Genomic DNA, 25152 nt, shown 5'->3' with positions numbered 1-25152 from the left:
GGCGATTCTCCAACCGATCCAACTACGGTCGAAGCGGAGACGCCGGCGTCTCATCGAAAACGGATAGCCCACTGCATCGTTTGGCCTGCAGGCCGGCACCGGCGAGTGCTCTTACAACGTCACGCAGATGGACGAGGAAGCCGGCGCCGCCTACGTTTTGCGCGTGAGCATGGCCGCCGGCTTCGACAGTTGGACGGTCATAATGGTTCAGTGACGTGCCCATACTTGTGCCTACTGCAAATTAAATCCGAACATAGTGATGGTGCAGTCCGCCCAGGATCGGATGGCAGATAATGCGTCCAGCTGTCTCGTCGGCGCGTGACATCGGCGCGTCCTTGTTCAATGACAAATGGGTGCGCGTGCTGTTGTAGTAGCTCTTGTACGAAAGCAGCACGTGACGCAGATGGCGTTCGCCGAATGCCACGATATGATCAGTGCATTCCCTGCGGATCGATCCGATCAGCCGTTCGGCATATGCATTTTGCCACGGTGAGCGAGGAGACGTCGGGCGGTCGCGAATACCGATGGACCGAACCCGACGCATGAATATTTCGCCGTATGCGCCGTCTCGGTCCCGGATCAGGTAACGAGGGGCCTGCTCCCAGCCACACGCTTGAGTGAGCTGATTGGCGATCCACTCGGCCGTCGGATGCGCGGTGACTCCAAACCACAGGATCTGCCGCCGGCCGTGGCCCATGATCAGCAACCCATAGAGCAGTCGGAACGAGATTGTCGGAACCACGAAAAGGTCCATCGCCGCGATACCGTCAGCATGGTTGCGAAGAAACGTCTTCCAACCCTGCGACGGAGGCGCCCTCCTCCGCGCCATATACTTGGCCACACTGGTCTGGCCGATCTCGATGCCCAGCTTGAGAAGCTCGCCATGGATTCGTGGCGCTCCCCACAACGGGTTGGCGAGGCTCATCTGGAGGATCAACCGGCGAATTTCTAACGGCACAGCCGGTCGACCGCAGCGATGCCTCGATTTCCAGCGCCAATACAAGCTGAAACCGGCACGATGCCAAACGGATCACAGTATCCGGTCGGACGATCGCCAGTGCATCATACATCTTGGGAAACAGCCGGCAGACACCTCCCAATATCAGTCGGTCAATCGAGATGAAGGGAGGTCTGCTGGGACGAGTTCGCCGCAGCACATTGATTTGTTGCCTCAAGACCAGAATTTCTGCCTCAAGCGCAACTCGCGACCGCAGTAGGTCGATCACCGTTCCAAAGATCAGTCTGCACAAATCCAACATCGAGCAGCAGCATCGCGCGATTCCGATCAACCGCCAGCCGGATGGGGTTTGCGACAGGGACAGGTCCATTGTCTTGCATTTGCGAAAAGCGAGGTTGCATCTCTTCGGCGATGATCTTGCGCAGCGGCAACACCTCATGCTGATACTGCGCGGCGATGTCGTAGGTCGAGCGGTACGACCGATACGCATCGCGCGCCTCCGACCGCACGTTGACGGCCTTCTCCGTGAGGCGGTTGAACGCGGCGGCGTATATGGCGTCCGACTTACGCACGCGAGTCTCGCCGCCGTCCTAGACTGGAATGTGAAATTGCACATCGAAGCCGCGCTCGCGGAACAGCGCCCCTCCGGATCACGCGTCCGCCGGTCGATGCCAGCGACGTCGAGCAGCGTGACGAACCGCGTCGCCGTCGTGAGATCAAGCGACTTCGCGAGCACCGCGACTTCCATGCGCGCGATCTGCAGGTCAAGCCGATGAGCGACCGCGCCGACCTCGACGAAGGGCTGCGTCAGCGCAGCAGGCCCGGCGGCGATGCCGGGCCTTTGTCTTTCTTTTACGGTCTGAACGGCTGGACTTAGAAATCCATACCTCCCATGCCGCCGCCCGGGGATATCCCGCCGGCGCCTGCGTTCTTCTTCGGCACTTCGGCCACCATGGCTTCGGTGGTGATCAGTAGGGCCGCGACGGACGCTGCGTTCTGGATTGCCACACGAACCACCTTAGTAGGGTCGATAATGCCCTTGGAGATCAGGTTGCCGTATTCGCCAGTCTGCGAGTCGAAGCCATATGAATATTGCTCCTTCTCGAGGATCTTGCCGACGATGACGCTGCCGTCTTCGCCCGCATTAATTGCGATCTGGCGGGCGGGCGCGGAAAGCGCCTTGCGCACAATCTCGACGCCGGTCTTCTGGTCGTCGTTCTGGGTCTTGATGCGCTTGAGCTGCTCGGAAGCACGGAGCAGGGCGACACCGCCGCCCGGCACGATGCCTTCCTCGACTGCCGCGCGGGTGGCGTGCATCGCGTCGTCCACGCGATCCTTGCGCTCCTTCACCTCGACCTCGGTCGCGCCGCCGACGCGGATCACCGCGACGCCGCCCGCGAGCTTAGCGAGACGCTCCTGCAGCTTATCGCGGTCGTAGTCCGAGGTGGTTTCCTCGATCTGCGCCTTGATCTGGTTCACGCGCGCCTCGATGTCGGCCTTCTTGCCGGCCCCGCTGACAATGGTGGTGTTCTCCTTGTCGATCATCACCTTCTTGGCGCGGCCGAGCATCTGCAGCGTGACGTTCTCGAGCTTGATGCCGAGGTCTTCGCTGATCGCCTGACCGCCGGTCAGAATGGCGATGTCCTGCAGCATGGCCTTGCGGCGATCACCGAAGCCCGGCGCCTTGACGGCGGCAACCTTGAGGCCGCCACGAAGCCGGTTGACCACGAGCGTGGCAAGCGCCTCGCCTTCGACGTCTTCGGCAATAATCACAAGCGGTTTGCCGCTCTGCACCACGGCTTCCAACAACGGAAGCAATTCGTTCAACTGAGATAACTTCTTTTCGTTGATGAGGACGTAGGCATCTTCCATTTCAACGCGCATCTTGTCGGCGTTGGTGACGAAGTAGGGCGAGATATAGCCGCGGTCGAACTGCATGCCCTCGACCACCTCGAGTTCGGTCTCGAGCGACTTGGCTTCTTCAACCGTGATGACGCCCTCGTTGCCGACCTTCTTCATGGCGTCGGCAAGGAACTTACCGATTTCCGTGTCGCCATTGGATGAAATGGTACCGACCTGGGCGATTTCGTCGTTCGAGGTGACCTTCTTGGAGTTCTTGACGAGGTCGGCGACCACGGCTTCCACCGCGAGGTCGATCCCGCGCTTCAGGTCCATCGGGTTCATGCCGGCGGCGACCGACTTGGCGCCTTCCTTCACAACCGCAGCCGCCAGAACCGTTGCGGTGGTGGTGCCGTCGCCGGCAGCATCCGCGGACTTGGAAGCGACTTCGCGCACCATCTGCGCGCCCATGTTCTCGAACTTGTCCTCAAGCTCGATTTCCTTGGCGACGGTGACGCCGTCCTTGGTGATGCGCGGCGCACCATAGGGCTTGTCGAGCACGACGTTGCGGCCCTTCGGACCAAGCGTGACCTTCACCGCGTTGTTGAGAATCTCGACGCCGCGCAGCATGCGGTCGCGAGCATCGACGCCGAATTTGACTTCTTTGGCTGACATAATGATCTCCGTTTTCGTCAGATCCCAAAGACCGCGCGATTGGACGGTTTCTTGAGAAATGAGATTTGGATTGCGAGCCTTATCCTTCGAGACTCCGGCTGCGCCGACTCCTCAGGATTAGGAAAAATGGCTATGCTTACGCGGCCTTCTTCTTGGCGGCGGGCAGATCGGTGAGAACGCCCATGATGTCGCTTTCCTTCATGATCAGGAGATCCTGACCGTCGAGCTTTACCTCGGTGCCGGACCACTTGCCGAACAGCACGCGATCGCCGACCTTGAGATCGATCGGGATCAGGTTGCCTGCCTCGTCACGGCCACCAGGCCCGACGGCAGTGATTTCGCCCTGAGAGGGCTTTTCCTTGACCGTATCCGGAATGATGATGCCGCCAGCGGTTTTGTCTTCGGCGTCGATACGCTTGACCACGACGCGATCGTGAAGCGGACGGAAGTTCATGCGATCCTACTTTGCTGTTGGGATTCTGGAATTGGCAGTCGTAATGAGCGAGTGCCAGCCGCTCCTGACATAAGCCCGGAACGCTAGCGCACAAGATCTGCGACCGCGATATTTCCGGCTTTCGGCGCCGACCGCATGCATGTGCCAGCGGGGACGGAGATCACATCGCCATTGCGAACCGGGCGCCATTGCACCTTATCGGCGATGGAGATGTCTTCGATCGAGGTACGCAACATCGCTGATGACGGCGGATTTCAAACCAACGGCAACCCGCGCGCCGGCTTCGAAAATATCAGGGCTGCCCTCTTACCGTTCGGCAGAAGGGCTGATGGGAGCATGAGGATAAGCGATGATGACGATGCCGAGAAGCAGATACAGGAGATACTCGCGCGCTTCAGCGACGGGCCCGAAAGCACCGACGTGAAGGTGCCGCAGGTCAAGGATACCCTGGAGGCATTCCTGGAAGCGCGTCCGGCAGGCGCGAGGAGCGGCAGCTGATCGTGCTCGACAAGCTCCCCTGATCGACGCTTCGTTCAAGGACTTTCGGAGCAGGCGGAGCTAGCTATGTGGGCGCGCGGTCACCATATCAGATAGGCCTCAGAGGACCATATAGATGGATGACATAGAAGTTCGGGTGACGGAAATCGTCGCGCAGTACGGCGACCTGACGCAGGGCTCGGAGTCGCGGGCAAACGAGTTCAAGAAGACTGTTCAGGACTTCATAGAACACGGCCCCGGCATGCCCGAACAGCGGCGCCAGGCATTGCTCAGGCATATGAAGGGCTGGGACCGCAAGTATAGAGACTTCCTGATTAGCCCGAACTGAACGTTAGGGTGGGAATAGCGAAGCTTGCGCGGCTCGAGGCGTGGTAGACGTCACATATGCCTTTGTTTGAAACAATGACGATTGCGCGTGTGCATTTTACCGATGTGGTAGAATTCATCTGCGCCATTGTTGGCGGAGACATACCGAATACGAGCCGTTCTGCGAATGCGGGGCAGCTTTAATTGTTTATGCGCCAATTCCGCCTTCCCAGGCCATCCGCTCCGTTCAACGGATGTAAACCACACAGCGCGTAAACTGATAGCGGCTCGTTGAAAACTGAATAGGGATAAGAACAATCAACATCAATGGAAGAAAACTACGGATCCGATCTCAGCGGTGCTCTCGAAGCGTTGCGTGACGGCCGCAAAATCCCTCGCAAGAGCTGGACCGCCTACCACTCACTCGGCCTTCAGACGCCGGACGAGCAATCAGCTAACACTATTCGCTACACAAGAAGATCTGCGCTCGCTGCAAGAGCGACAAGACATAAACCTGCATAATAAGCGGCACCCGAAGAACGGCCGCTATCTAAGCATGTCCGATAACGACTTTGCTCGCTTTGCCGACGGTGCCACCACCGCTACCATTGGCTCAATGACGCGCACCAAAACATGCAGCGGCAATCGGTGAGATTTATCGAGGATAGGTATCAGAGATAACAGTGGGCTCGTGGTCAATCTGAAGATTCGTGCGCATCGGGATTGGATCGTTCTTGCTCGCGCAGCTCCTCTTCGGCCTGAGCATAGAACTCTTCGCCTTCAGGACTGCCGGCCTCTTCCCATAGTTGATTGGCGCGGAAGGTGATCTGGGCGTTGTGTGAGGCGTCTATGGGGCTTCCTGCTTTCTGCGACGGGCGGCGCACGGCCCCGCGGGACTCTTGGGGGCAAAAGGTGCGGGACCGTGCGGGATCCTAGGGGGATAGGGCCCTCGACTTGATATGTAGGTCCGTTCCTTTTTTGTTAGATGGTTCGCGCACTACCTGAAGCGCTTCATGCCGGCCAATACTCACTCAACTTGCAAATCCGGCACGCCGCTCGAATGTTTCGCCGAGCGCGAAGATAGAGAGGGAGTTGCGGCCGGAACTAGGCGGCACATGCTGAGATTCTCGACTTGGCCATCGAGGACGTAACCGCTCGCGAATCGGAGAGAGCCGCGGCTACACCCAAGGCGGCCGAGCGCCGAGGCATTTTCCTGATTAGCGAAGCGTTTGCGGCGCTGCGCGCGCTCGTCGGGATAAAACTTTGAAAAATTCTGCCTAGCCGGTCTCTAAACACGGCTGCGAGTCCGTTTCTCTAAGACGTAAGTCTTTCAAGAGGGTTTGCGCGCGCCGTCCTCATTAGGTGCAAACCGTGGTCATCGCCGTTTGCCGTAGAAAAATAATATCGGCCAGATAAACGCGTAGGTACACGCGGAACGCACATAGTCTTTAAGCGATCGTGGGCCTGCGGATGATCTGCGAGAATATCTATCTTCCAAAACTAGTCCTATGACCGCGCCGATGGCGAGATAAACGGCGCCTAGAGTGATCCACAGCATCATATCACCCATCTTTCTTTCTGCTGGCGCCTCGGAGGCGCGGCCAGGGCCTCGGCATTCTCGGGATTGATGAGAAGGAGAGATTTCCCGAACCGTCCGACCCAAGAATGAGTCCCAATCGTAACCCGTCGGCTGAACCCATCCGTTCCTATTTATGGGCAGTGATGCTGACATCCTTGCCGCCGACGATGATGCAACGAAAGCGCGCCTGGCTCTTGATTGCGTTGGTGCCGCCGTGGTCGAATTGAATCGACGGCTAGCGGAGGCGCGAGCTACGGAGCGCATGGCTTTGGCCGCAAAGATTTTTTGAAGTTGCGTGAACTCGTCGACCTGCCCGATGATGCAACTATGGCATGGAACAAACGTTGCATTGCAGACGGAACTGAAGGATTTCCTGTCGTTGACACGGGTGCAACGCCTTGAACTTCATAATCGCTGGATGGGCTTACGTTCGCCAACGCGATCCGTCTGCTTCCTGTCGGCGGGTTCGAAGAGCACGCGATCGATTTTGAGGAAATTGCTCTGCATCACGCGGGTTACGGCCGACCGCTCGAATGGCGGACGTCACACCACGCGACCACAACGCACCTGCGAACGCCCGCCGGATTGTATGGTCTCCAGTGGATGAGCGTGACGACTTACTGGATTAACGCATCGCATCGACTTTGGTGCGGACTTTAGTTTCGGCGTTGTATACTTCTACGCGAAGTATTGGAAATCTTACCAGTAGCTCAGCACCAGCCGCCTTAGCGACTTCCTCATCGGCAAAGTTAGCCTTCAGCTTTCCGTCCACGACCATTGCAAAACCTGCGGTCGGGATGATATCCGCGCGTTGAGTGTTCCGAGGCCGAAGTTCCTCAGGCTGAGTTTCTTCCTGCTTATCTTTTAAGGGTTTCACGGCTGCCTATTTTTGTTGGGTCAATTGTATGTGGTGATGACTCCCAGCAAAAACAACCGCGACCGACAGAGGATCAGCCCGTCGAACCTTCAACTTTCCTTACCGGACGCAATCCAATTCGGCGTTTCGTTCATTGGCTCATGTACCAAATGGCGATCCCGACAAAAATGGTGACGATCACGCCGACGCCGTAGCGCACCCACTTTGGTATCGAGTCCCACATCCAGCACCGCCGTTCATTTGCAGCGAATAACCCATACTTATCGATTTCCGCCGAAACGCGCCAGATGCAGCGCGTGTCTGCAAAGCTGACCGGCGACACCCCCCGTGCTCGCGCCGATTGATTGGGTGGCTCGGCGGCTGGAGCGGCAAGTAACCGGCCTGTCGCGGACAGCGGGAGCGTATGGTGGAGAAAGCGAGGGAGGGCGGCGCAATGGGAACATGGCGCCGCAGCAATTAGGCGAACTTGGCCGGCGTTTTAACCGAGCAAGTTCGCCCACAAACATCATAGTTGCGGCCCCGACGCCAGGCATCGAACGCGGGCGCGGCTATTGCCGTGCAGGACTTTCCTGTGATCGCGCCGCAAGCGGTTTGCAAGAACGAAATTTCCTATTATCGCGCAACTCCCATTGCGATCACGCGCTCATACCCCCACTTTCCTAAAGAGCGTCCAGAATTTTAGTCCTTACAGAAGTCAACCCCCACAGTTCACGACAATGTGGGTATGTGTGGGAGGTTGTTATGTCGCTTCAGACACCATCCCGCGTCCGGGACTGGCTTGTTCCGCCGATTGTTATTCCTCTGTTCCTTGGCCTCGTCATTCTGGGCTCTGTCATTTGGCGTTGGTAATTTTAGATCGAATGTTGTGATCGAGATCTCCGCGGTTATCTCCGTCGGAGCTTCGAGGGACAACGTGACCGGAGAGCGTTTTATGACCGTCAGATCCCGTAGAGACTCCGTCGTTTTCAAACATAGCTTCTGCATCGAAGGCATCGATCGGCCGTTTCCGCCGGGTACCTACGAGGTTGTAACCGACGAGGAGGAAATCCAAGGTTTGTCGTTCCTCGCGTTCCGCCGGATAGCGACGTCCTTCAGAGCGACCGATTCGCGCAGAGCGCGTTTAACGACCGAGTCGTTCGATATTGATCCAGATGATCTGAAAGAAGCCTTGCGAATAGACGCTGTAGTCGAGCTAGGCGATGGCTTGTCCGGCTAACCGGACGGTCCTAAACGGCTGAGAATTTACCGGAGTTGTTTGATCATGAATCGCGATAATGAAGTTCGCCCAGGCGGTGTGCCCCCAGTCAGGAACGCGCCAGATATCGAGAGGCTGTTAACGGTCCATGATTTGGTGGCGGAGCTGAGCCAGTGGAATGGTGATGACCAAGTGGTGTTCCGATCCACCTCAGATGGCAGCGCGCTGCGTTTCTATTGTTTTCGATCACCCGAGGCCGGAATCCTTGAGATAGATCTCAGCGACTAGCATTAGATAGGCGATAGCGGTTCGCTGTACGCTTGATCGCCGAATAACGGATGGAGGACGCTTTGGGCGATAAGGTTCGTACATTCGTAGACTTTTGGATTCAATTTCACATCCGTGCCGAGGGTTATCAGGCGAAAGGGGACACCAGGCTCGCTAGGGCGCTTGCTCGCAAGTGCGTTGAGATGGCTCAAACGGAGGGCATATCAGCTAGCGATATCGAGGCTGAGTTCGGTGATATCATCGAGTACGTTCACTGGCAGATCAAACGCGTAAACGACGATTTGGCCATGAGCGTGAGGGATATCGATAGAGCAAGTATCCGACGTATCGATCAACAGCTCGAAGAAGGGTTGATCGACTCCTTTCCGGCGTCCGATCCCGTAAGTGTGACGCAGCCCAGCAAGTCCAGATTCGAAGCTCGCTAACCGCAAAATCTCTCGAAGGCTCGGCGCAGTGCATTTATCAGCTGAAGGGTTTTCAATGACTTCTTTGCGCAAACTATCCTGGCATTAACTGCCGGAACCGGCGCTGTAGTCCTTACGTCCTTGACCGCTTCGGCGGGAATCGTTTGTTCGGAAAACGTGTGCTGGCACACACCGGATCAGTACAGCTACCCGCCGGACGCGAGGATCGTCCTTCACGACGATAGTTGGCGCGCCGACCCGCATGTCGTCTTCCGCGAACATGAGGGGCGAGGTTATTGGAGGGGCGACGAATGGGTGACTTGGTAACAAGTCTGCAACAGCCGTGAGAAATGGCCTTCGCTTGGTGAGCGAGCTCCGAGTTAAAAGGGCTGATAGATCGCTAGCTTCGCCGAACGCTTTCAACACCACCGCGTCGGAGAATTCACCGACGGACGGATCTCCGGTGCGACTGCCGAAGTCTTTCCAAATGGCCTGCGGGCGTAAATACGCTCCACATCCGCCTTATGATCGGAGATCCCACGCCACGTTCTGCGCGTCAGTTGCTTACGCTGTCAGCGCATCGTGGAAATCCGTGCCGAAGCGCCCTCGTGTAAGTCCGCGCTGGCTGGCAACATAATTGAACATTATCAGCCGCGCGATGAGGCCAGCTGCAAAGACTCTTGTCTCAATGGCTTTGTGATCGCGGGGCAAAGCAGTTTTGCTTTCGAACTATATTTCCTTGTTGTCGCATGCGCCCATTGTGATCAGCGGTATAGGCCCCACTTCCAACGAGCGCCCAGAAAATTATTTTAGGTTCGTTCCCGAAAAGGAAACACCATGTCCAATACACCGATCACTCCCACTGAACATCCGGGTGAGGCCAAGCCGGTCGCTCAGGACAACACGCGCGATACCAAACCTTTGCCAGAGGCTCCAAAGCAGAAATATCCTGTCATTGTTTGGTGAAAGGGGAGGCTCGACGCGTGCCCGGGTTTCTTTTTCCGGCAAGTTGTCATGTCAATTCAGGTACGATTTTGCTTTCGAGACTTGCCCGTATCGCCGATGATTCCTTGGCTTTGTGGCTCCGCCATTTGCGTTGATAAATGATCAATGCGACGATTGGAGATCGATCTGAGCAAGTTATGTCGGTGCTTCGAGCGTAAACATGGCTCACGCATCGCTTGTCCGATTTCTACGGACATCGGTAAGCAACGCTCACGCTTCTGTTCTGGCGATCACATAATCCCGCATCATGAAGGTGATACAAACTTCACTCATCCTTAGCAGATAGTAACGCAATCATGATCCATGATTGCATCAAAGTGCCGCGTTCACGCCACCGCGAAAACAAACGGACGTAAGACACTTCCGGTCGCGCCGCCCCGAGCGCTGAGATTGATCCGTCCATCGACGACGAAAAGAGAGTTTCTATGAGTAAGACATCACTGCACGAACAAGTCGCCAACGCGCTCGTTCACAACGCCGTCAACGACGGCTTTCAAATCTCCATCAACAGTGGGGAGAAGACGATCGTCAACCGATCACGCAATAGCGCAGAGATCATCAAAGCGATGTTTCATGCCGATATGGACACGCTCACGCTTAACGTCGAAGAACAGCGCGTTGGCATCATCACTCTAATGTACGACAACGAAGAAAACGGACTCGATGTGATCGGCGATCACACTGATATCCCCCACATAAACCGTCTCGTCGAGTACACCATGAAGGAGTTCGAGCGGTGAACTTGAGGCTTCTACCAATGAATCTTGAACTGAGGATGGATGAAGTAGCGTCGCCGGCGATCAAGCGCGCCGCGCGGCGTTGTGCCGTTATTAGAGAATGCTTCCCGCTTTCACGGGCCTCAAGGAGAGGGAGGCTTCTTCATATTGTAGGAAGCCTAATCGGACGCTTGGTGACTAGGGCGATCCGGCACCAAAGACGACTGGAGATCATCTTCCGCGATTGTCTGCGCGGACCCACTCTCCATCACATCAAGTTCGCGCCTCTTCTCCTGCATCGTAGCCATTTCCAGAAAAATCTTCTGCTGTTGGGCGGTGATTTGGACAAGTGAACGAGAGAGAAGCGACTTTCTGGCCTGATCAATTGACATGAGAGAACCTCATAAACAGCCGCAAAACCCAAACAGTAATGGCGAACAGCCCCGCTTCGGCGGGATTTCCATCAGAGAGGCCGCCCACTGAGGCGGCCTCTCTGTATTTTGGCTCGTTGGTCATTTTGCTCTTGAATATCGAGAAGGCTTCGATCGTTTGACTTTTCCCAAAGCAGGTTCAGCGCTGCTGTAACTGCCCAATCAGATTTGGCCGTCAGACGTTCACGAAAACGACCTAGGCGTTTCGTGCTTGCCAAAACGTAGGCATGATATTTGCCCATTATCTCGGTGCCTGAAGGGCTGGGGACGACAGCCACTTGTCCATGTCGGACGCCATTTCAGCCTGTCGTGCCTCTCGGATCAGCCGCTCTCTTTCAACGCCTGGATGAGTACCCCTCGCCTCTTTACGCAGACGCTGAGCTTCGTCATTCAGGCGCTGATTGAGCGATTTTGGATTCGGTAGAAAGCGAGATCGAGTCTGCATGGCGCGAGTCCTTTTGTTTGCCGAAGGCGGGATCGCACCGCTATCAATCACCTATAAATGCGGAGGTCCGGGCGGCGAAGCGAGGTCGAGCGCTCAGAACGCCGCAAGCGTCACTCGTTATGCGATTTCGCGGCGAGATGGCCGAATCAGGGGGCGCGATGCGTTAGCCGGAGCTTCCGTCGTCCACCGGGTATCGCACTTAGTGCAGTGCCATTCGTTGGTGACGACATAGGGCGCATATTGCGAGCTCACGGGCGCTGTTACAACATTCCCACAAGCGCAGCTATCAGTCCCTTCGGGGCGCGATCTTCGGATGGGTATCTCACGAGCGATGCGATTTGCCCACCTGCGCTCCGACCTTTTCTGAAGATGAATTGGATAGACCATGGCGTACATAGCTGGCTCCCTTTGTGGGGCGGGAGCACAGAAGCGTCTCTCTGTTGCCAGAGCCGGTTGGAAGCGTACTGGCAATAATAACTATATGGGAAGCCTCACCCATCGTAACTAGAGCCGCACAACCTAAACCTAGAAAGAAAAGAAGCTCCCAGGTTGAGCTTGGCTGGCAGGGCCTACTGGAAAATCCTCGTTGCGAAGATGATTAGACCTTCAACCCGCTCCGGCAGCGTTTTCTATAAGAAAAAGCCGCCCATTGGGCGGCCTTTTACGTAGGGAAAGCGGCGGCGCGGCTCTATCAGGTGCCGCCGCTGTATCCACTGTCTCGCTGGTCGTCAGTAGGTTCCATCTCGTGACGCGCTTCTGGTTCATGAGCGTCGTTTTGTCATCCCGTTATCCGGGTCCGTGGGCCAGCGTTCTCGCGCAAGCCAAGGCCGCGTCTCGCGCCCTCAACCTGGACGGATCACTACCTCGTTATGGTAGCCATCGAGCTTTGCGTATCGGGCGTTCCAGTCAAAGACGGACTCCGTACCGTGCTTCGGGCCACCTTTCAGCCGACTCCCGCTGATGTCGGAACTGTATTCGCCAAGGTCGGAGTTATATCGCAGCGCCCTCCAGGGCACCGGGTAATGCTCTTTGCCCATCCCGAGGAAACCACCGAAACTGAGCACGGCGTAGGCTATTTCCCCACTAGTCTTGTCAATCATAATGCTTTCAACTGAACCAATTCTCTTGTTCCCTGCCCCATAGACAGCTTTGCCAGACTCTCTATCGCTGATCAGGTGATCGATCGTTTCTTTGGTTGTCATGTACTTCTCCTAAGGTTACTGAGAGAAGGGACTGGCGAGGGAAACGTTCCTAGGGCCCGCGATCTACTTTAGACAGTCAACTTGCACCGGTTTGGCTAACTGGCTGCGCTGTCATTTCGGTAGACGGCGTGGATGGCGATGTTAGAGGCGAATACAACGCCAGCGATCACGCGCCGACCTGGATCAAGCTTGGTCGGTAGAGCGCGTCCTAGCGTATGCCCCTGTTCGGAGCGCTTGACGTTTTGGGGGTGTCGCTGCGGCAAAGATGAGTGATATCGTCGCAAAGCTGAAAGCGAACACTGACTGAACCGAAATTCTTCGCGACGTGATCGCTGAGAATCAATGCTGAATAGATTCGCCTTGCGCGCCGTGCTGCATCCCTCGTTTGTTACACCGCGATCTCATGTGGAGCGGTAGCTGATAAGGACGGATTGAAGCCCAAAGCTTCATAGGACATCGCGCCGCCTTTCGTATCTGTGAAAAACCGAACGGAGCGAAAAGAACGGCGCGCATAGTTCAGCAGATAACGCATGAGGGTGGTTGCGACACCCTGACGACCTGCGCGCTTCAGAACGTAGACATGACGAATGCGGCCCGTACACACTTCGGTGATATAGGGATCTCATCCCCCCACGGCTATCAGGCATGATCCTTGAAAACTCCCAAGGAAGATTTCGCCTAGGCAGTCGAAGCGGTTACTTCCCTTCTCCCAGCCGTTCCACAGCTTTTACAATTTCTGGTTTCCGCTGATCGGTTTGGTGTCAGGGATGTGCCCAAGGCAATTGAGTCAGGCGTTTGTCCCAATACTCCCATGAAAAGGTTGCATCTTCGAGGGCCGCGAAGAACACATTATCGGCGGGGCTAAAGCTCCTCTGGCATTCTTCAAGGTTATGTCTGCGGACAAAGCTCAGAAAGCGAAAGCTCCATCGGTCGCTAATAATGCCATCGGCTATAAGTTTCGCCCGAATTCGATCATGCCACTGATTCTCTCGTTGTTTCAATTTGCGGATTAGGTTTGCTGGGTCAGCGGCCGTCGTTACCTCAACGATTATGACTTCCGGCACTCCAGGCTTCTCGAAACTGAGGGCGACGAAATCAGGACAAGACCACTCCGAATGTTCCTCGTCCCCAGGAACGGAATACTGAGGAGCGATGAACACCTTTCCACCGCGCGTCAGGTATGTCGCAATCAACTGTTCGGCTAAGGCTTCCATCCAGCAATTCTCGTCATATCTGCCCATAATCGCCCTACACCTTTGGTATGTTTGGAAGGACGCGGCGTGTAGTGGGCACCAAGACGCCGCCATTCGATTGGGTCTAGGGCCTGTTCGAGGAGGGTGCCGAAGATAGAGGGGTCTACCTCGCGCCAATTGTGGGAAGCGGCCTACCTTGTCGACTCTCCTTCGTTTGCCTGCCGGGCGAATGCACGGGCAGAAGGCAAAGTTCAAAAGGCCATTCACGGCGCGTCGCCCGAGCTCATCTCTGCGGCTGAGAGTGCGGTGCGATAGGAGCCGGCGGACTCTCGGCGGACTTATCGCGCGTGTTGCGCCCGGGCACGATGAAAAGGATACCGAACAGCACTAGGACGACTGCGCCCGCGATAGCCCAGACGGTGGTGCGGCTGAAGCGCCGTGTATTGCTCATCTTCCTGAAAGGGTCGTTGTTATCCGGGAATGCCATGGCTGCGATCCCTGCATGTTTGATAACAACAGCCGCCGGGCCGCGACCGTTCCTATGCGGCCGCGCACGGACGCGTGATAACATCAGGATGAGCCGGAGGGTTCGCCATCCGTCCAACTTTGAGTGCGGGCAACGGGTACACGACTTCGATCCCGTGCGCCGTGCAATTCGGCATGACTTGATAGCATGGTCGGCGTGGCGTTCTACTCGATCACCGCGCTCGCGGCGTCAATCACCTCATTCACCACCAACCTGTCCCGCACGCGGGCGATCGGAAGACGACAAACCAGCTTGAGACGCTTCTGGTCCTGCTCGCCATCAGCCTCGCTGCGGCCGGCCTGTACTGCGCGCTGGTCGCCGTCGGCTATTGGGAGACGGTCGCCAACGTGCTCCTCATCGCCGGCGCCTTCTACGCGTTCGTTATCCAGCAGTTCGAATGCATGTCCTAGAAGCCCACATTGGCCTCTAAATGGCTCTTTAACGAAAGAAACCCCCAAGTGCGGGGGTTTCTGCGTTTCATGAGGAACGGGCGCACGCGCGGACTGTTGGCTGCATTAGAAAAGGAGCTTTCCTAATGAGAAATCCACGTTCTACGGCGCAAATAGCCGGGCACCCCATCCACCCGATGGTCATCGCGTTCCCCATCGCATGCTTCGTTCTGGCCTTCGCTTCCGATATCGCCTTCTACGCAACGTCGAACCAGTTCTGGGCAACGGCCTCGTTCTGGCTCCTCAGCGTCGGCCTCATCACGGCCGCGGTCGCCGCCGCGACGGGCCTTGTCGAGGTGTTCGGCGACAACCGGGTCCGCGACCTGTCGGACACGCGGGTGCACGCGGTGAGCAACGGCATTGCGCTGCTGATCGCGCTTTATAACTGGTACTCGAGATTCGAGCACGGCAGCTCCGCCGTAGTGCCGACCGGCATGGTCCTCTCGGGGATAGTCGTCCTCGTGCTGATGTTTGCCGGCTGGAAGGGCGGCGAAATGGTGTTCCGCCACCGCGTCGGCGTCGCCGATCACCGCGAACGCTATTGATACCCGGTTCATGAATGTTCTTCTGCGCCCCGTCCTCTCGAAGACGGGGCGCAAATTCTGAACCGAAGCCGCACCTGCTCTCACTATCCCGGCACCGCAGCACGAATTGAGTCGCTTATGCCGTGTCGATAGGCGCACAATGATTTTATCACCGCCCTGCCCCTGGCATTTATCGGTGACTGAGAGTGTTGCGCTCCCGCCTGATTCAAGGGAGCGGTACATGCCGGATTATCGACTTTATTTCCTGGGACTGGACGGCCACTTTCGGAAGGCCGAACCTATCCTCGCGGCTAACGATATCGACGCGATGAAGGCGGCCAGAGAGTTTACTGACGGCTCAGAGCTGGAACTTTGGGAAGGCAACCGGAGGATTGTGGCCTTCGGCTCGGATCGGCCTCAGATCGTCAGCTCGCTTTCTCCCTCTTCTTTAAAGCGACCTTCAAGCGAGTAAACCGCGTCGGTGGGTTCTCAATTCGCGATCCCGCACCGACAGTCCCCCTTGCAACCTTTGCTGATCCACTAGGAACCAATAGTGCCGGCCGCTGTTGGCACATACCACCGAGCAAATCGTGGCTTACATCGGTGATGAGAACGCTGACTGCGCTCCCGCCTTCCTCTCACGGAAAGGAGCGCGCCATGCACAAGCGGCGGCGTTTCAAGCAGACAACCTCCTTTGAAAAGCGCCTCTCGGAGTTCACCAGCGGCGAGCGCGCGAAGGCGGACAGCATGCCGGAAAGCATGGATAAATATGAACTCCTCAAGAAACTCAAGCAAGCCGAGACAGCCGCGAACATAAACGTATGGGCAAGCGCCGGATTGCCGCCAGGCCGTCCAAGAAGCGGGCGCGTCCATGAAAGATAGCTGTCCTATCTGCCGAGGCATCGGATGGGTTTGCGAGCGGCATCCCGACAGGCCGTACGACGATGAAGCAGGCTGCGCGTGCGGATACGGGGCGCCCTGCCGATGCAACGACTGCGTGCCGCCGGATACGAGCCGGCTGAGCGCTCTTCTGGAAGCATCACTGCTTTGTTCAGCGAGCACGGGCACCTGTTGACTTGCCGCGTTTCAGCCATGCTACATTTAAGGGGTATATGCTGAGCGAGAAGGTACACAATCGTACTGGCGCGAAGACGCTTGAAATCCTCGAGCTTTTCCGCGCCTTCTCGGCGATCAAATACACACTAGAGCCCGCGTACAGGTAATGCTGTTGCGTGCTGGTCGTCTTATGAGAAGCTCGGCCGCGAGCGGGACGAGGACTTGGTCGTCCTATGCTGGAACTACCATGACGAGATGCATCTTAGCTTTGGAAGCCGACGCTCGGACCTCCGGAAGAAGTCCTACGGGTTCATCGACGATAAGCGTCAGTTGCTTGAAATGGCCTCTATCCTGGAAGCCATTAATTAGGGCTCATCAGGAAGTTCCGGTACTGGCGGTCCCTGCCCTTCACATGCCTGAGCAAGGCCTGGCGCCGCTATGAAGGCCTGCAACGTCGAGGCCGTTGTCGGTCGAGACCCCCGTATAGATACCGCATGGCGGCAAGGGCAACAAGTTCGGGTCGATTTGGCAACCGGCACTAGCCCCGTTCCGCACGCGCGCTTCCTTGCCGCCGATGGTGTGCGGTCCCTTGGCGCCTAGCACATCCACGGCAGTAACATATTCGGGTATCAGACTCGTCATGATTGCCGCAGTGTTTCTCTCAAACATCAATGGTTCCGATGCGATTGATCCGTACTGACGCGACAAACTTAGGTCCGGTCCGGGCCCCCCTTGGTATTGCGATAGCCTATGGCGTCGTATGCCACGCGTCGTTCATCGTTGGCGTTGGCGCCATGATTGTCATGATGTTCTTCGGCATGAGCCGGTCACTGGGCCGTCTAGACACGCCTTGGAGCGTCGCCGCAAACCTTGCCCTGCTTCTTCAGTTTCCACTTGCGCACTCTGCTCTGCTGGGACGACGGGGCGCTAAGCTGCTGGCGCGCGCAGCACCCAGGCCGATTGGCCAAGACCTTGCAACGACCACTTACGCCACCATTGCTTCCATGCAGGTAGCTTTGCTCTTTCTGGGCTGGTCTCCTAGCGGAATCATTTGGTGGCAAGCTCAGGGCTTTGCACTGACTCCTCTCTGCACTCTTTATCTCGTGAGTTGGCTCTTTCTTCTCAATGCAATTCGTGACGCGGGCTTCGCTCAGCAAATAGGCCTTCTGGGCTGGTGGGCCGTCTATCGGAAGGTTCCGCCATGTTACGCGCCCATGCCCCAGCGTGGTCTTTTCCGTTTCTGCCGGCAACCGATCTACGTCGCCTTTGCGATGACACTCTGGACGGTCCCAACATGGACCCCAGACAGCTTGAAGTGGCGGTCGTCCTGACACTTTATTGCGTGACCGGGCCACTGTTGAAGGAGCGTCGTTTCTCCCGTCGCTTTGGCGAACAGTTTAGGGCCTATCAGAGGCGGGTGCCCTATTGGTTTCCCTTGCATCGAACACGGACGCCCCCTGCCAAGCCCGGCGACGTATGAAGAACGATCTCTCCATCTACGAGAGGTACGCTGACACATGGTGGAGCGGTGAGACGCGATGGCTGCGCACGCTGCACAAAATGGCGCCTGCGCGCATGATGATGATTGACCCGCTGGTCGGCGATTGGGTCAACAAACGCGTGTTGGACCTGGGCTGTGGCGGCGGCTTCCTCGCGGAAGAATTATCACGGCGAGGAGCCAAAGTTGTCGGCGTCGACCCATCGCATGGTGCAATTGCCGCCGGCATGAACCATGCCCGTCTGTCCGGGCTCGAGATCGACTACGTTGTGGGCGTCGGCGAGAGCATTCCATTGCCCGATGCGTCCTGTGACGTGGTCGTCTGTGTGGACGTTCTGGAGCATGTTGCGGATCTCCCCAGGGTGATTGCCGAGGTCCGGCGCGTGCTGCGACATGGAGGGCTGTTCGTATTCGATACCATCAATCGCACTTGGCTCGCCAAATTCGTGATCATCACTCTGGGCGAGCGCGTTTTTGGATTGCTGCCGCAGGGCACGCACGACAGTGACTTCTTCATCAAGCCAACCGAGCTGAGTGAAGTCTTACTGCAGGTAGGTTTTCAAGTCGGACCCACGCGTGGCTTCGGCCCGCGTAGAATTGATTGGCACCTCGACTTTAGGTTCGGGCCCCATCCATTCAACAGCATTATGTATCTTGGTCACGCACGAGCCTTAGGCTTCCGACCTCGAACGCCGGCTCCAAGGCGTGGCCAACTGCACGACAAATCCGACCAAACACGCCGTTCGACCACCAACTGCGGGCCGGACATAAGAATTTAGCAACTAGAGTTCAAAAAGCAGGTGCTCAACAGTCTACGTATGGAGGGTCGCCATCGGTTCAATCGGTAACCCGGTCGGCAGCCTGCCCGGCCTTTTGGCTGGTCAGTTGAACGGCCCTTTCGCTAATCTTTTGAGCGTTAGCGAGATGCTCGCACCGCGCTCGGATATCGTCGAGCTCCTCATCGGTCAGATGCTCTATCCCGACGAACGAATTGCGAGCTGTACTTACGCGGATCAACTCGTCCAATTTGGCCTGAATGGCAGCGCCGGCCCGGTTCTGAGAGTTTTGGATCAGAAACACCATCAGAAAGGTCACGATGGTGGTGCCGGTATTGATCACGAGTTGCCAGGTGTCGGAGAAGCCGAACAGCGGGCCGGTGACCGCCCAAATGAGAACCACGGCAACGGCGGCGACGAAGGTCGGAGCGCGGCCCGTGGTCCGCGACGTGACGTTTGCGATCTCGCCAAACAGCTGTGAGCTTTTGCTGCGTTTCTTCTCTTCGACCCGATCGTCTGCCTTCTCTACGCGCGCCGTGATAGTGATGGGACACCGATCGTTCCATCATTGCGGCGGACAGAATGACGCACCACCGGAACTTAGGTTCCTGGTCTTCCGACCCTCTATCGAAACAGGTTACGAAATGGCTCGCCTTCAGAAATTCATTGAGCAAGGTGCGGACGGCGTTGAGCCCGGACGCACAGCATACGCCTTCATCCAGGATAAATTGCCGCCACCTGACGAGAACCTCGAATGGAAGGCTGTGCCCTCGTTCAATGCCGCTGATGAGGTGATGCGGGACCCTGGCCTCAAGGAACTCTTCATGAAGGCTATCGAAGATGGTTACGCGATCGTGGCGCCGCCGTCGGCGGATTGATTACCGCAGCCATCGGAACGATTGTGCTGCGGACGGCTTATTGCTCCCCCAATAGGAGCGATTATCATGATGGATCGTAACGCCAGCACAGAAGCTGAGGGCGCAATTCAAAACGCGGCAGGTCAGGTTAAGGACGCCGCACGCAGTGTGGCTGACAACGTGGCCACTGCGAGCTCAGCCGCTTATGACGAGGGCTCCGAGCTTGTCGCCAAAGCCCCCGGAAGCGCCCTTCTCCTCGCGGGGATTGTAGGCTTCGCGCTGGGCGTGATCTTGACCAGAGGGTCTCAGCCACCGCGCAACACCCTCCAAAAATATTACGATCGATACACCCGGTAGCTTCAGGCCGAGGGTCGGAACCATCATTGCTCGCGATCAGGAGATCGATCTCATCAGTGTTTGACGGTCACAAGCAAATTTGTACAGCCTTTCCCGACGGAATTGGAGGTCTGGCAAAATGCTGTGAAAGAAGGCTTAGTAAAAGACATCCCCGTTGCTGACAAAGCGAGCTATCAGGTCATCGGGTTGAGAAGAACGTTGCCCGCCGGCCCGTGACCGGTGGGCAGACGCCACTCTGGTTCGCCAGGCACCGTGTCGTTTCATCCGTGCTTGAGATCGGGCGGCAGCTTGCCACCATTGGCTGCGAGTTGAGCCATGCAGCCAGACATTCATCGCCGCGGAGTCGCTTGTGTCGCCCGAGTATTTCAGCTCCTCGGCCAGCTCTTTGCGAGCAGTCTGGCTGGAGTCGACATCGAGCGCCTTCATCAAGTCAACGATCGAGGTCCGCCATGTCAGCTTTTCCTTCTTGCGGGCGACGGCCTTGTCGAGAATGGCCGCGACGTCGACATTGCTAACCGCCGCAGCGCTCGATGAGGAGGTGGCACCGCCGTCTGCCTCAGGCGTCGATGCCGGTGTTGCTGCTTCGGCGTGGTTGCCGAAGATAGCGTTCATGATTCTTCCAAGTATGCTCATAGTTAAGCTACCGGTACAGCTGATGAGGCCGAATGGAATCTTGCCGTCTGCACCGGCGCCTGGCGTCACCCAGCTTCAGCATTCACCGCCGTGTCGGCGATCTCGGTCAGGGCTTCATCGGTCTTCTTCTCTTCCGTGAGCGTCTGATCGAGCGGCTTGGCCGCGTCTTCCATCCCCAGCTTGGTTGCCTAGCTCTTCAGCGTACCGTATCGCGAAATTTCGTAATGCTCGACTGCTTGTGCCGCAGCGAGTAGGCCAGCATCAAGAACGGCGAAGGGCTGTCTCTCAGACCAGAAAATCGAAGCCCGAGGGACTAGTTCGCTCTCACGATCCACTAATGGCCGCCTATAGATAACTCCCTGCGGCGTCGTCCATTGTGCTTGACCTTGCGTGGCTTCGGCGGCGAATCAAAGATCGGCACCCGACGTTCGTACAGTATCGCCCCCGTTGCTTGTCGTTTCGGAACGGCTTTGCGGTTGGACTTGGTCGAGGTCAATCAAATCTATATTGTCGAACGCTTCGATCCAGGCCAGTCCGTGATCGGGCCAGCTGGAATGCGTCAGAACAAGACCACAATTCAGCCGCCGTCAGCGCGCGTTCATTGCCTCATGATTTCACGATGGTGCGTAGCGTGATGATGACATGTCCCTCATCGTAAACGAGGAGCATCCGGCGTGCATCTGACCGGCCTTGCTCCGCAACGGCCGGACGGCTCGTAGCATTAGGCGATCGTTATTCCGAGATCGGCGCATATGCTCTCAATTCTGCTCATACTGCCAGCCTTTCGCCATTGAGCGCAATCGGGTGTAAGTGCGCGATCTTCGAATTGCAATGCAATGCGCTTAGTGAACCGTCTCATCTTCGATAATGGTCACGTGGTTTGTATGAGGATCGCTGTCGTTGCATCCGCAGGGCGCTGCGTAGCCGCGCACGCAGCGCGTTTCACAGTCGCACGGCCTGTCGGGATAGCGCGCACCATCCAATGCCGCGGCAGATAGGGCAGCTATCTTTCGTAGGAGTCAAAGCGCGGTTCGCATCCGCGCGTCGAATTCAGCGCCAGATAGTAAGGCCGGCCACGATGCTTACGCCGTGATCCGCGATACCATCAAGGCGACCGCCAGGCGCGCTTCGCCGAAGCCTGAAACCGACCGCTCGACCGAAGGCACGAAGAGGCGTTCCAAGAAGAATTCGGCCAAAAAGCGACGCAAGGCAAGCTGACCTCTCTATTTTACCGGCTCAATTAGCCCGCCCTGCCCGCCACTGATATTCCGAACAACCTATCGTCTGTTCCTCATTGGGAGGCCCGCCGCACGGGCGTAATATAACTGTACCATCTCAGAGGATGTGTCGTGAGCGTGATGAAACGGAATAATGTGAGCATTCGCGGATCAGCCGATCGAACTATGATCTTTGCCCATGGATTTGGCTGTGACCAAAATATGTGGAGGTTTGTCGAACTCGCCTTTGCAAGGGAATTCAAAACCGTGCTTTTTGACCATGTCGGGGCCGGAGCATCTGACCTAACAGCGTACGACAAAGCCAAATATTCGACCTTGGCTGGCTATGCCGACGATGTCGTCGAAATAGGACGCGAGCTTGGTCTGAAAGATGCGGTTTTCGTGGGCCATTCGGTCAGCAGCATGATCGGCGCTCTCGCGGCACAAAAGGCGCCTGGAATGTTCGGCAAGTTAGTGATGGTTGGTCCTTCGGCGCGCTACATCGACGATGGCGACTATGTCGGCGGCTTTAGCCAAAAGCAGATCGAGGAGCTCCTTGAGTTTTTGGAAACTAACCATATGGGATGGTCGATATAGATGGCTCCCGCGATCATGGGTAATCCCGACCGGCCCGAACTTGGCGAGGAATTGATCAACAGCTTTTGTCGGACGGACCCGGAAATTGCCAAGTCATTCGCTCGCGTAACGTTCATGGCTGACAACCGAGCAGACCTCGCGAAGATTGCGGTTCCGACGCTGATACTTCAATGCAGTGAAGACGTCATCGCTTCGAGAGAAGTAGGCGAATACGTCCATCGCGAAATTCCTCGGAGCAAGATTGTATTCTTGGATGCGACGGGACATTGCCCTAATCTCAGCGCGCCCGATGAAGTCATCGCGGCAATAAGACTGTTTGTCTGAGCTGGCCGTGGGTACTCCCTGGACCGACGATTTCGAAGACGCGTTCGAGAATGCACCGTGCGGCTACATCATTCTCCTGCCGAACGGTCGCGTTGCACGGGTCAATAAGACTCTTCTCGAATGGACGGGCCATTCTGCTGATGAGATGCTCAATAAAAGGTTCAGCGACTTTCTGAACATGGCAGGCCGGATCTATTTTGAAACCCACATCGCACCGCTGCTCCGGCTGCAGGGCTTCTTCAACGAGTTTGCAATTGACATGGTCACGGCTGACGGGAAGCCGTTGCAAATGATTGCCAATGCCAACGAAAGCCGAAATGAGGCGGGCAAAGCATTTTTTATGCGACTTGCGCTGATCAAGGCGACTGATCGACGCCGTTATGAGCGTAATCTCTTAGAGGCTCGCGAGGTCGCAAAGACGGACTTGGCAAGCGAACGGGAAAGTTCTGAGTTGCGGGAGCAGTTTATCGCAGTGCTTGGCCACGATCTGCGCAACCCGTTGGCGTCAATCAGTGCCGGAGCACGGCTGCTGGGGCGCGGAGCAAAAACAGATAAAGAGCATCAGATCATAGCGATGCTCGAAACCACCGTGCTTCGTATGGCGGGATTGATCGACAACGTCCTGGATTTCGCGCGGGGACAACTGGGCGGCGGTATCACGCTGGATCGAGATAGTGCCGGCCCGCTTGAGCCAGTCCTGCATCAAGTGGTTGATGAACTTCGGCTGTCGTCGCCAGGCCGTCGAATAGAGGCAGAATTTGCGATTGACGTTCCAGTGGACTGCGACAGATCTCGAATAGGACAGCTTGTTTCCAATCTCATCGGAAACGCACTTTGTCATGGAGCCTCTGATAAGCCGGTATGCATTCGCGCGACAACAGAAGATGGTTTCTTTAAATTATCTGTCGCAAACGGCGGCGAACCCATCCCCGAAGCTGCGCTCGACAAATTATTTGAACCCATTCTTCCGTGGAAAGACGAGGCTCAGCCGGCAGGGCCTTGGCTTAGGCCTTCATATTGCCTCGCAAATCGCAAAGGCTCATGAAGGGACACTTACGGCCACCTCAACAAGTGAGGAAACCCGCTTTACCTTCCTTATGCCGCTGCAATCACACTCGTAGCCCCCTATGTGCTGGTGTGGACGGCCTCTCATCCCCACGGTTTTATGGCGCTCTCGGCGTCAGAAATGAGAGGAAAGTCTAGTGAATATTCCCGTTCGTATCGGCATGGATACTTCGAAGTCGGTGTTCCAGCTTCCCGGTGTTGATGAGAATGAGGTAGTGGTCGTCCGTCGCCAGTTTCGGCGAGCCGAGATGATCCGCTACTTCGAGCGGCTTCCGCCAGTTCTCGTCGCCATAGAGTCTTGCGGCAGCTCGCACCATTGGGGTCGCCTGCTGCAGTTGTTTGGACACGAGGTAAAGCTAATCCCGCCTCAATATGTGAAAGCCTACGTGAAGCGTGGCAAGAACGACGCGGCCGACGCCGAGGCGCTGTGCGAGGCGGTCACTCGACCGAGCATGCGGTTCGTACCGGTGAAATCGAAGGAACGGCAGGCGGCCTGCATGTTGATGACCGTGCGGGAACGCCTGGTCAGCGTGAAGTCGCAGCTCTCCAATGCTTTCAGGAGCTATGCCGCTGAGTTTGGTATCGTCGGCCCCGCCGGCCGGCAGAACGTCGCGGCACTCATCAAACGCGTGCTCGAAGACGATAGCCTTCCGGAAATGGCGCGGGATCTATTCCGCCTTCAGGCAGACGAGTATGCCGCGGTTCAAGCTCGCCTGGCGAAGATCGAAGCCATGCTAATGAAGTGGCATCGCGAGGATGACACCAGCAGGCGTATTGCGACAATTCCCGGCATCGGTCCGATTGGGTCGTCGATGCTCAGCATGAAGGCTCCGCCGCCTGAGACGTTCAGAGCGGGACGCGACTTTGCGGCATGGCTCGGACTGACGCCCAAGGATCATTCAAGCGGCGGTCGGCAAAGACTCGGCGGCATCACCAAGGAGATTCTGCACTGCGATCGACGTTGATCGTCGGTGCGACCGCGCTGCTGAGGCATGTCCGAAAGGGTCGCCATAAGCCCATACCGTGGCTCGCTTCGCTGCTGGAGCGAAAGCCACCGAAGTTGGTCGCGGTGGCCTTGGCCAACAAGTTTGCCGCATCGCTTGGCGCTTGATGATATCGGGCGGCGTGTACAACCGGCCGGTAGTCGCCATACCCACTTGATCTGAAATCGGCCCGCGAGCAAGGTTGCTCGGCGGATTGCCCACGAA

General features: G+C 56.9%; 24 protein-coding genes and 6 pseudogenes. 14 read left to right on the top strand and 16 right to left on the bottom strand.

Annotated elements, in window-relative coordinates; genetic code table 11:
• Positions 1-241: 241 nt before the first annotated feature.
• The 4 genes and pseudogenes from GGQ85_RS14420 to GGQ85_RS14405 form a co-directional block, all read right to left on the bottom strand.
• Entirely contained in the window at positions 242-925 is a 684-nt protein-coding gene (locus tag GGQ85_RS14420) for an integrase core domain-containing protein (RefSeq protein ID WP_309775067.1), read from the bottom strand.
• 407 nt (positions 926-1332) lie between these two features.
• Positions 1333-1778: pseudogene (locus tag GGQ85_RS14415) on the bottom strand (TolC family protein); the annotation flags it as partial.
• 53 nt (positions 1779-1831) lie between these two features.
• The gene (groL, locus tag GGQ85_RS14410) at positions 1832-3472 is read right to left on the bottom strand and encodes a chaperonin GroEL (RefSeq protein WP_309775066.1); all 1641 of its coding nucleotides are present in this window, start codon (positions 3470-3472) and stop codon (positions 1832-1834) included.
• A gap of 136 nt (positions 3473-3608) precedes the next feature.
• Positions 3609-3926: a co-chaperone GroES gene (locus tag GGQ85_RS14405; protein WP_011509709.1), complete on the bottom strand. Its 318-nt coding sequence runs from the start codon at positions 3924-3926 to the stop codon at positions 3609-3611.
• 210 nt (positions 3927-4136) lie between these two features.
• On the opposite strand from GGQ85_RS14405, the gene GGQ85_RS14400 reads away from it, so the two are divergent.
• Positions 4137-4424, top strand: coding sequence for a hypothetical protein (locus GGQ85_RS14400; protein WP_079445951.1), 288 nt, complete (start codon positions 4137-4139; stop codon positions 4422-4424).
• Positions 4425-4539: 115 nt separating this feature from the next.
• Positions 4540-4752 carry a hypothetical protein gene (locus tag GGQ85_RS14395; protein ID WP_079445952.1) on the top strand — a complete coding sequence of 71 codons (213 nt, stop codon included), beginning with the start codon at positions 4540-4542 and terminating at the stop codon, positions 4750-4752.
• Positions 4753-5425: 673 nt separating this feature from the next.
• On the opposite strand, the gene GGQ85_RS14390 is transcribed toward GGQ85_RS14395, so the two are convergent.
• Together GGQ85_RS14390 and GGQ85_RS14385 are read right to left on the bottom strand one after the other, a co-directional pair.
• Complete coding sequence (locus tag GGQ85_RS14390; protein WP_079445953.1) at positions 5426-5614, bottom strand: DUF2934 domain-containing protein; 189 nt, start codon at positions 5612-5614, stop codon at positions 5426-5428.
• A gap of 1320 nt (positions 5615-6934) precedes the next feature.
• A complete protein-coding gene (locus GGQ85_RS14385; RefSeq protein WP_079445954.1) occupies positions 6935-7186 on the bottom strand; it encodes a hypothetical protein in 252 nt (83 codons plus the stop codon).
• A gap of 931 nt (positions 7187-8117) precedes the next feature.
• Here GGQ85_RS14385 and GGQ85_RS14380 point away from each other — a divergent pair.
• From GGQ85_RS14380 to GGQ85_RS14365, 4 genes are all read left to right on the top strand, one after another.
• Entirely contained in the window at positions 8118-8402 is a 285-nt protein-coding gene (locus GGQ85_RS14380; RefSeq protein WP_309775081.1) for a hypothetical protein, read from the top strand.
• Positions 8403-8731: 329 nt separating this feature from the next.
• A complete protein-coding gene (locus tag GGQ85_RS14375; protein WP_309775065.1) occupies positions 8732-9094 on the top strand; it encodes a DUF768 domain-containing protein in 363 nt (120 codons plus the stop codon).
• 816 nt (positions 9095-9910) lie between these two features.
• Entirely contained in the window at positions 9911-10039 is a 129-nt protein-coding gene (locus GGQ85_RS14370; RefSeq protein WP_309775064.1) for a hypothetical protein, read from the top strand.
• Between the two features lie 464 nt (positions 10040-10503).
• Positions 10504-10818: a hypothetical protein gene (locus GGQ85_RS14365; RefSeq protein ID WP_079445955.1), complete on the top strand. Its 315-nt coding sequence runs from the start codon at positions 10504-10506 to the stop codon at positions 10816-10818.
• A 155-nt stretch (positions 10819-10973) separates the two neighbouring features.
• Here GGQ85_RS14365 and GGQ85_RS14360 read toward each other — a convergent pair whose 3' ends face one another.
• From GGQ85_RS14360 to GGQ85_RS14335, 6 genes are all read right to left on the bottom strand, one after another.
• A complete protein-coding gene (locus GGQ85_RS14360) occupies positions 10974-11186 on the bottom strand; it encodes a hypothetical protein (RefSeq protein ID WP_309775062.1) in 213 nt (70 codons plus the stop codon).
• A 1326-nt stretch (positions 11187-12512) separates the two neighbouring features.
• A complete protein-coding gene (locus GGQ85_RS14355) occupies positions 12513-12872 on the bottom strand; it encodes a PRC-barrel domain-containing protein (RefSeq protein ID WP_079445959.1) in 360 nt (119 codons plus the stop codon).
• Positions 12873-13260: 388 nt separating this feature from the next.
• Positions 13261-13476: a GNAT family N-acetyltransferase gene (locus GGQ85_RS20885; protein ID WP_374708898.1), complete on the bottom strand. Its 216-nt coding sequence runs from the start codon at positions 13474-13476 to the stop codon at positions 13261-13263.
• 157 nt (positions 13477-13633) lie between these two features.
• Entirely contained in the window at positions 13634-14086 is a 453-nt protein-coding gene (locus GGQ85_RS14350; RefSeq protein WP_309775061.1) for a hypothetical protein, read from the bottom strand.
• Between the two features lie 262 nt (positions 14087-14348).
• Positions 14349-14552, bottom strand: a complete 204-nt coding sequence (locus GGQ85_RS14340) for a hypothetical protein (protein ID WP_079445962.1) — start codon at positions 14550-14552, stop codon at positions 14349-14351.
• 203 nt (positions 14553-14755) lie between these two features.
• A complete protein-coding gene (locus tag GGQ85_RS14335; RefSeq protein ID WP_309775060.1) occupies positions 14756-15049 on the bottom strand; it encodes a hypothetical protein in 294 nt (97 codons plus the stop codon).
• A gap of 77 nt (positions 15050-15126) precedes the next feature.
• On the opposite strand from GGQ85_RS14335, the gene GGQ85_RS14330 reads away from it, so the two are divergent.
• Entirely contained in the window at positions 15127-15585 is a 459-nt protein-coding gene (locus GGQ85_RS14330; protein ID WP_309775058.1) for a DUF2231 domain-containing protein, read from the top strand.
• Between the two features lie 220 nt (positions 15586-15805).
• Positions 15806-16036, top strand: a complete 231-nt coding sequence (locus tag GGQ85_RS14325) for a hypothetical protein (protein WP_139372839.1) — start codon at positions 15806-15808, stop codon at positions 16034-16036.
• Between the two features lie 992 nt (positions 16037-17028).
• On the opposite strand, the gene GGQ85_RS14320 is transcribed toward GGQ85_RS14325, so the two are convergent.
• Positions 17029-17289, bottom strand: coding sequence for a hypothetical protein (locus tag GGQ85_RS14320; RefSeq protein WP_079445969.1), 261 nt, complete (start codon positions 17287-17289; stop codon positions 17029-17031).
• 807 nt (positions 17290-18096) lie between these two features.
• Between GGQ85_RS14320 and ubiG the strand changes: the two genes are divergently transcribed.
• Positions 18097-18897 carry a bifunctional 2-polyprenyl-6-hydroxyphenol methylase/3-demethylubiquinol 3-O-methyltransferase UbiG gene (ubiG, locus tag GGQ85_RS14315; RefSeq protein ID WP_309775056.1) on the top strand — a complete coding sequence of 267 codons (801 nt, stop codon included), beginning with the start codon at positions 18097-18099 and terminating at the stop codon, positions 18895-18897.
• 58 nt (positions 18898-18955) lie between these two features.
• Here the strand turns inward: ubiG and GGQ85_RS14310 are convergent, their stop codons facing one another.
• Entirely contained in the window at positions 18956-19435 is a 480-nt protein-coding gene (locus GGQ85_RS14310) for a low affinity iron permease family protein (RefSeq protein WP_079445971.1), read from the bottom strand.
• Between the two features lie 103 nt (positions 19436-19538).
• Here GGQ85_RS14310 and GGQ85_RS14305 point away from each other — a divergent pair, with 103 nt between their 5' ends.
• Both GGQ85_RS14305 and GGQ85_RS14300 read left to right on the top strand, forming a co-directional pair.
• On the top strand, positions 19539-19772 hold the full coding sequence (locus tag GGQ85_RS14305; protein WP_079445972.1) for a hypothetical protein: 234 nt from the start codon (positions 19539-19541) through the stop codon (positions 19770-19772).
• Between the two features lie 66 nt (positions 19773-19838).
• Positions 19839-20108 (top strand): hypothetical protein, encoded by a 270-nt coding sequence (locus GGQ85_RS14300; RefSeq protein WP_079445973.1) that lies wholly within the window; start codon positions 19839-19841, stop codon positions 20106-20108.
• 260 nt (positions 20109-20368) lie between these two features.
• Here GGQ85_RS14300 and GGQ85_RS14295 read toward each other — a convergent pair.
• Positions 20369-20741, bottom strand: a pseudogene (locus GGQ85_RS14295) (DUF3597 domain-containing protein).
• A 65-nt stretch (positions 20742-20806) separates the two neighbouring features.
• Positions 20807-21010, bottom strand: a pseudogene (locus GGQ85_RS14290) (YciE/YciF ferroxidase family protein); the annotation flags it as partial.
• A 1080-nt stretch (positions 21011-22090) separates the two neighbouring features.
• On the opposite strand from GGQ85_RS14290, the pseudogene GGQ85_RS14285 reads away from it, so the two are divergent.
• From GGQ85_RS14285 to GGQ85_RS14275, 3 pseudogenes are all read left to right on the top strand, one after another.
• Positions 22091-22879: pseudogene (locus GGQ85_RS14285) on the top strand (alpha/beta fold hydrolase).
• A gap of 1 nt (position 22880) precedes the next feature.
• Positions 22881-24000 (top strand): annotated as a pseudogene (locus GGQ85_RS14280) (PAS domain-containing sensor histidine kinase).
• Positions 24001-24105: 105 nt separating this feature from the next.
• Positions 24106-25105: pseudogene (locus GGQ85_RS14275) on the top strand (IS110 family RNA-guided transposase).
• Positions 25106-25152: the final 47 nt, after the last annotated feature.

This window comes from Nitrobacter vulgaris (assembly GCF_031453995.1).
In the GTDB taxonomy this organism is placed as follows: Bacteria; Pseudomonadota; Alphaproteobacteria; order Rhizobiales; family Xanthobacteraceae; genus Nitrobacter; species Nitrobacter vulgaris.
This window is presented reverse-complemented; position numbering and strand designations above follow the sequence as displayed.

Coding starts and splice junctions, on each gene's coding strand:
- GGQ85_RS14420 (WP_309775067.1), bottom strand. CDS start 925: ATGAGCCTCGCCAACCCGTTGTGGGGAGCGCCACGAATCCATGGCGAG.
- GGQ85_RS14395 (WP_079445952.1), top strand. CDS start 4,540: ATGGATGACATAGAAGTTCGGGTGACGGAAATCGTCGCGCAGTACGGC.
- GGQ85_RS14350 (WP_309775061.1), bottom strand. CDS start 14,086: ATGGAAGCCTTAGCCGAACAGTTGATTGCGACATACCTGACGCGCGGT.
- groL (WP_309775066.1), bottom strand. CDS start 3,472: ATGTCAGCCAAAGAAGTCAAATTCGGCGTCGATGCTCGCGACCGCATG.
- GGQ85_RS14400 (WP_079445951.1), top strand. CDS start 4,137: ATGTCTTCGATCGAGGTACGCAACATCGCTGATGACGGCGGATTTCAA.
- GGQ85_RS14405 (WP_011509709.1), bottom strand. CDS start 3,926: ATGAACTTCCGTCCGCTTCACGATCGCGTCGTGGTCAAGCGTATCGAC.
- GGQ85_RS14300 (WP_079445973.1), top strand. CDS start 19,839: ATGATGGATCGTAACGCCAGCACAGAAGCTGAGGGCGCAATTCAAAAC.
- GGQ85_RS14320 (WP_079445969.1), bottom strand. CDS start 17,289: ATGTTTGAGAGAAACACTGCGGCAATCATGACGAGTCTGATACCCGAA.
- GGQ85_RS14380 (WP_309775081.1), top strand. CDS start 8,118: ATGACCGTCAGATCCCGTAGAGACTCCGTCGTTTTCAAACATAGCTTC.
- ubiG (WP_309775056.1), top strand. CDS start 18,097: ATGAAGAACGATCTCTCCATCTACGAGAGGTACGCTGACACATGGTGG.
- GGQ85_RS14370 (WP_309775064.1), top strand. CDS start 9,911: ATGTCCAATACACCGATCACTCCCACTGAACATCCGGGTGAGGCCAAG.
- GGQ85_RS14305 (WP_079445972.1), top strand. CDS start 19,539: ATGGCTCGCCTTCAGAAATTCATTGAGCAAGGTGCGGACGGCGTTGAG.
- GGQ85_RS14340 (WP_079445962.1), bottom strand. CDS start 14,552: ATGGCATTCCCGGATAACAACGACCCTTTCAGGAAGATGAGCAATACA.
- GGQ85_RS14365 (WP_079445955.1), top strand. CDS start 10,504: ATGAGTAAGACATCACTGCACGAACAAGTCGCCAACGCGCTCGTTCAC.
- GGQ85_RS14360 (WP_309775062.1), bottom strand. CDS start 11,186: ATGTCAATTGATCAGGCCAGAAAGTCGCTTCTCTCTCGTTCACTTGTC.
- GGQ85_RS14330 (WP_309775058.1), top strand. CDS start 15,127: ATGAGAAATCCACGTTCTACGGCGCAAATAGCCGGGCACCCCATCCAC.
- GGQ85_RS14325 (WP_139372839.1), top strand. CDS start 15,806: ATGCCGGATTATCGACTTTATTTCCTGGGACTGGACGGCCACTTTCGG.
- GGQ85_RS14355 (WP_079445959.1), bottom strand. CDS start 12,872: ATGACAACCAAAGAAACGATCGATCACCTGATCAGCGATAGAGAGTCT.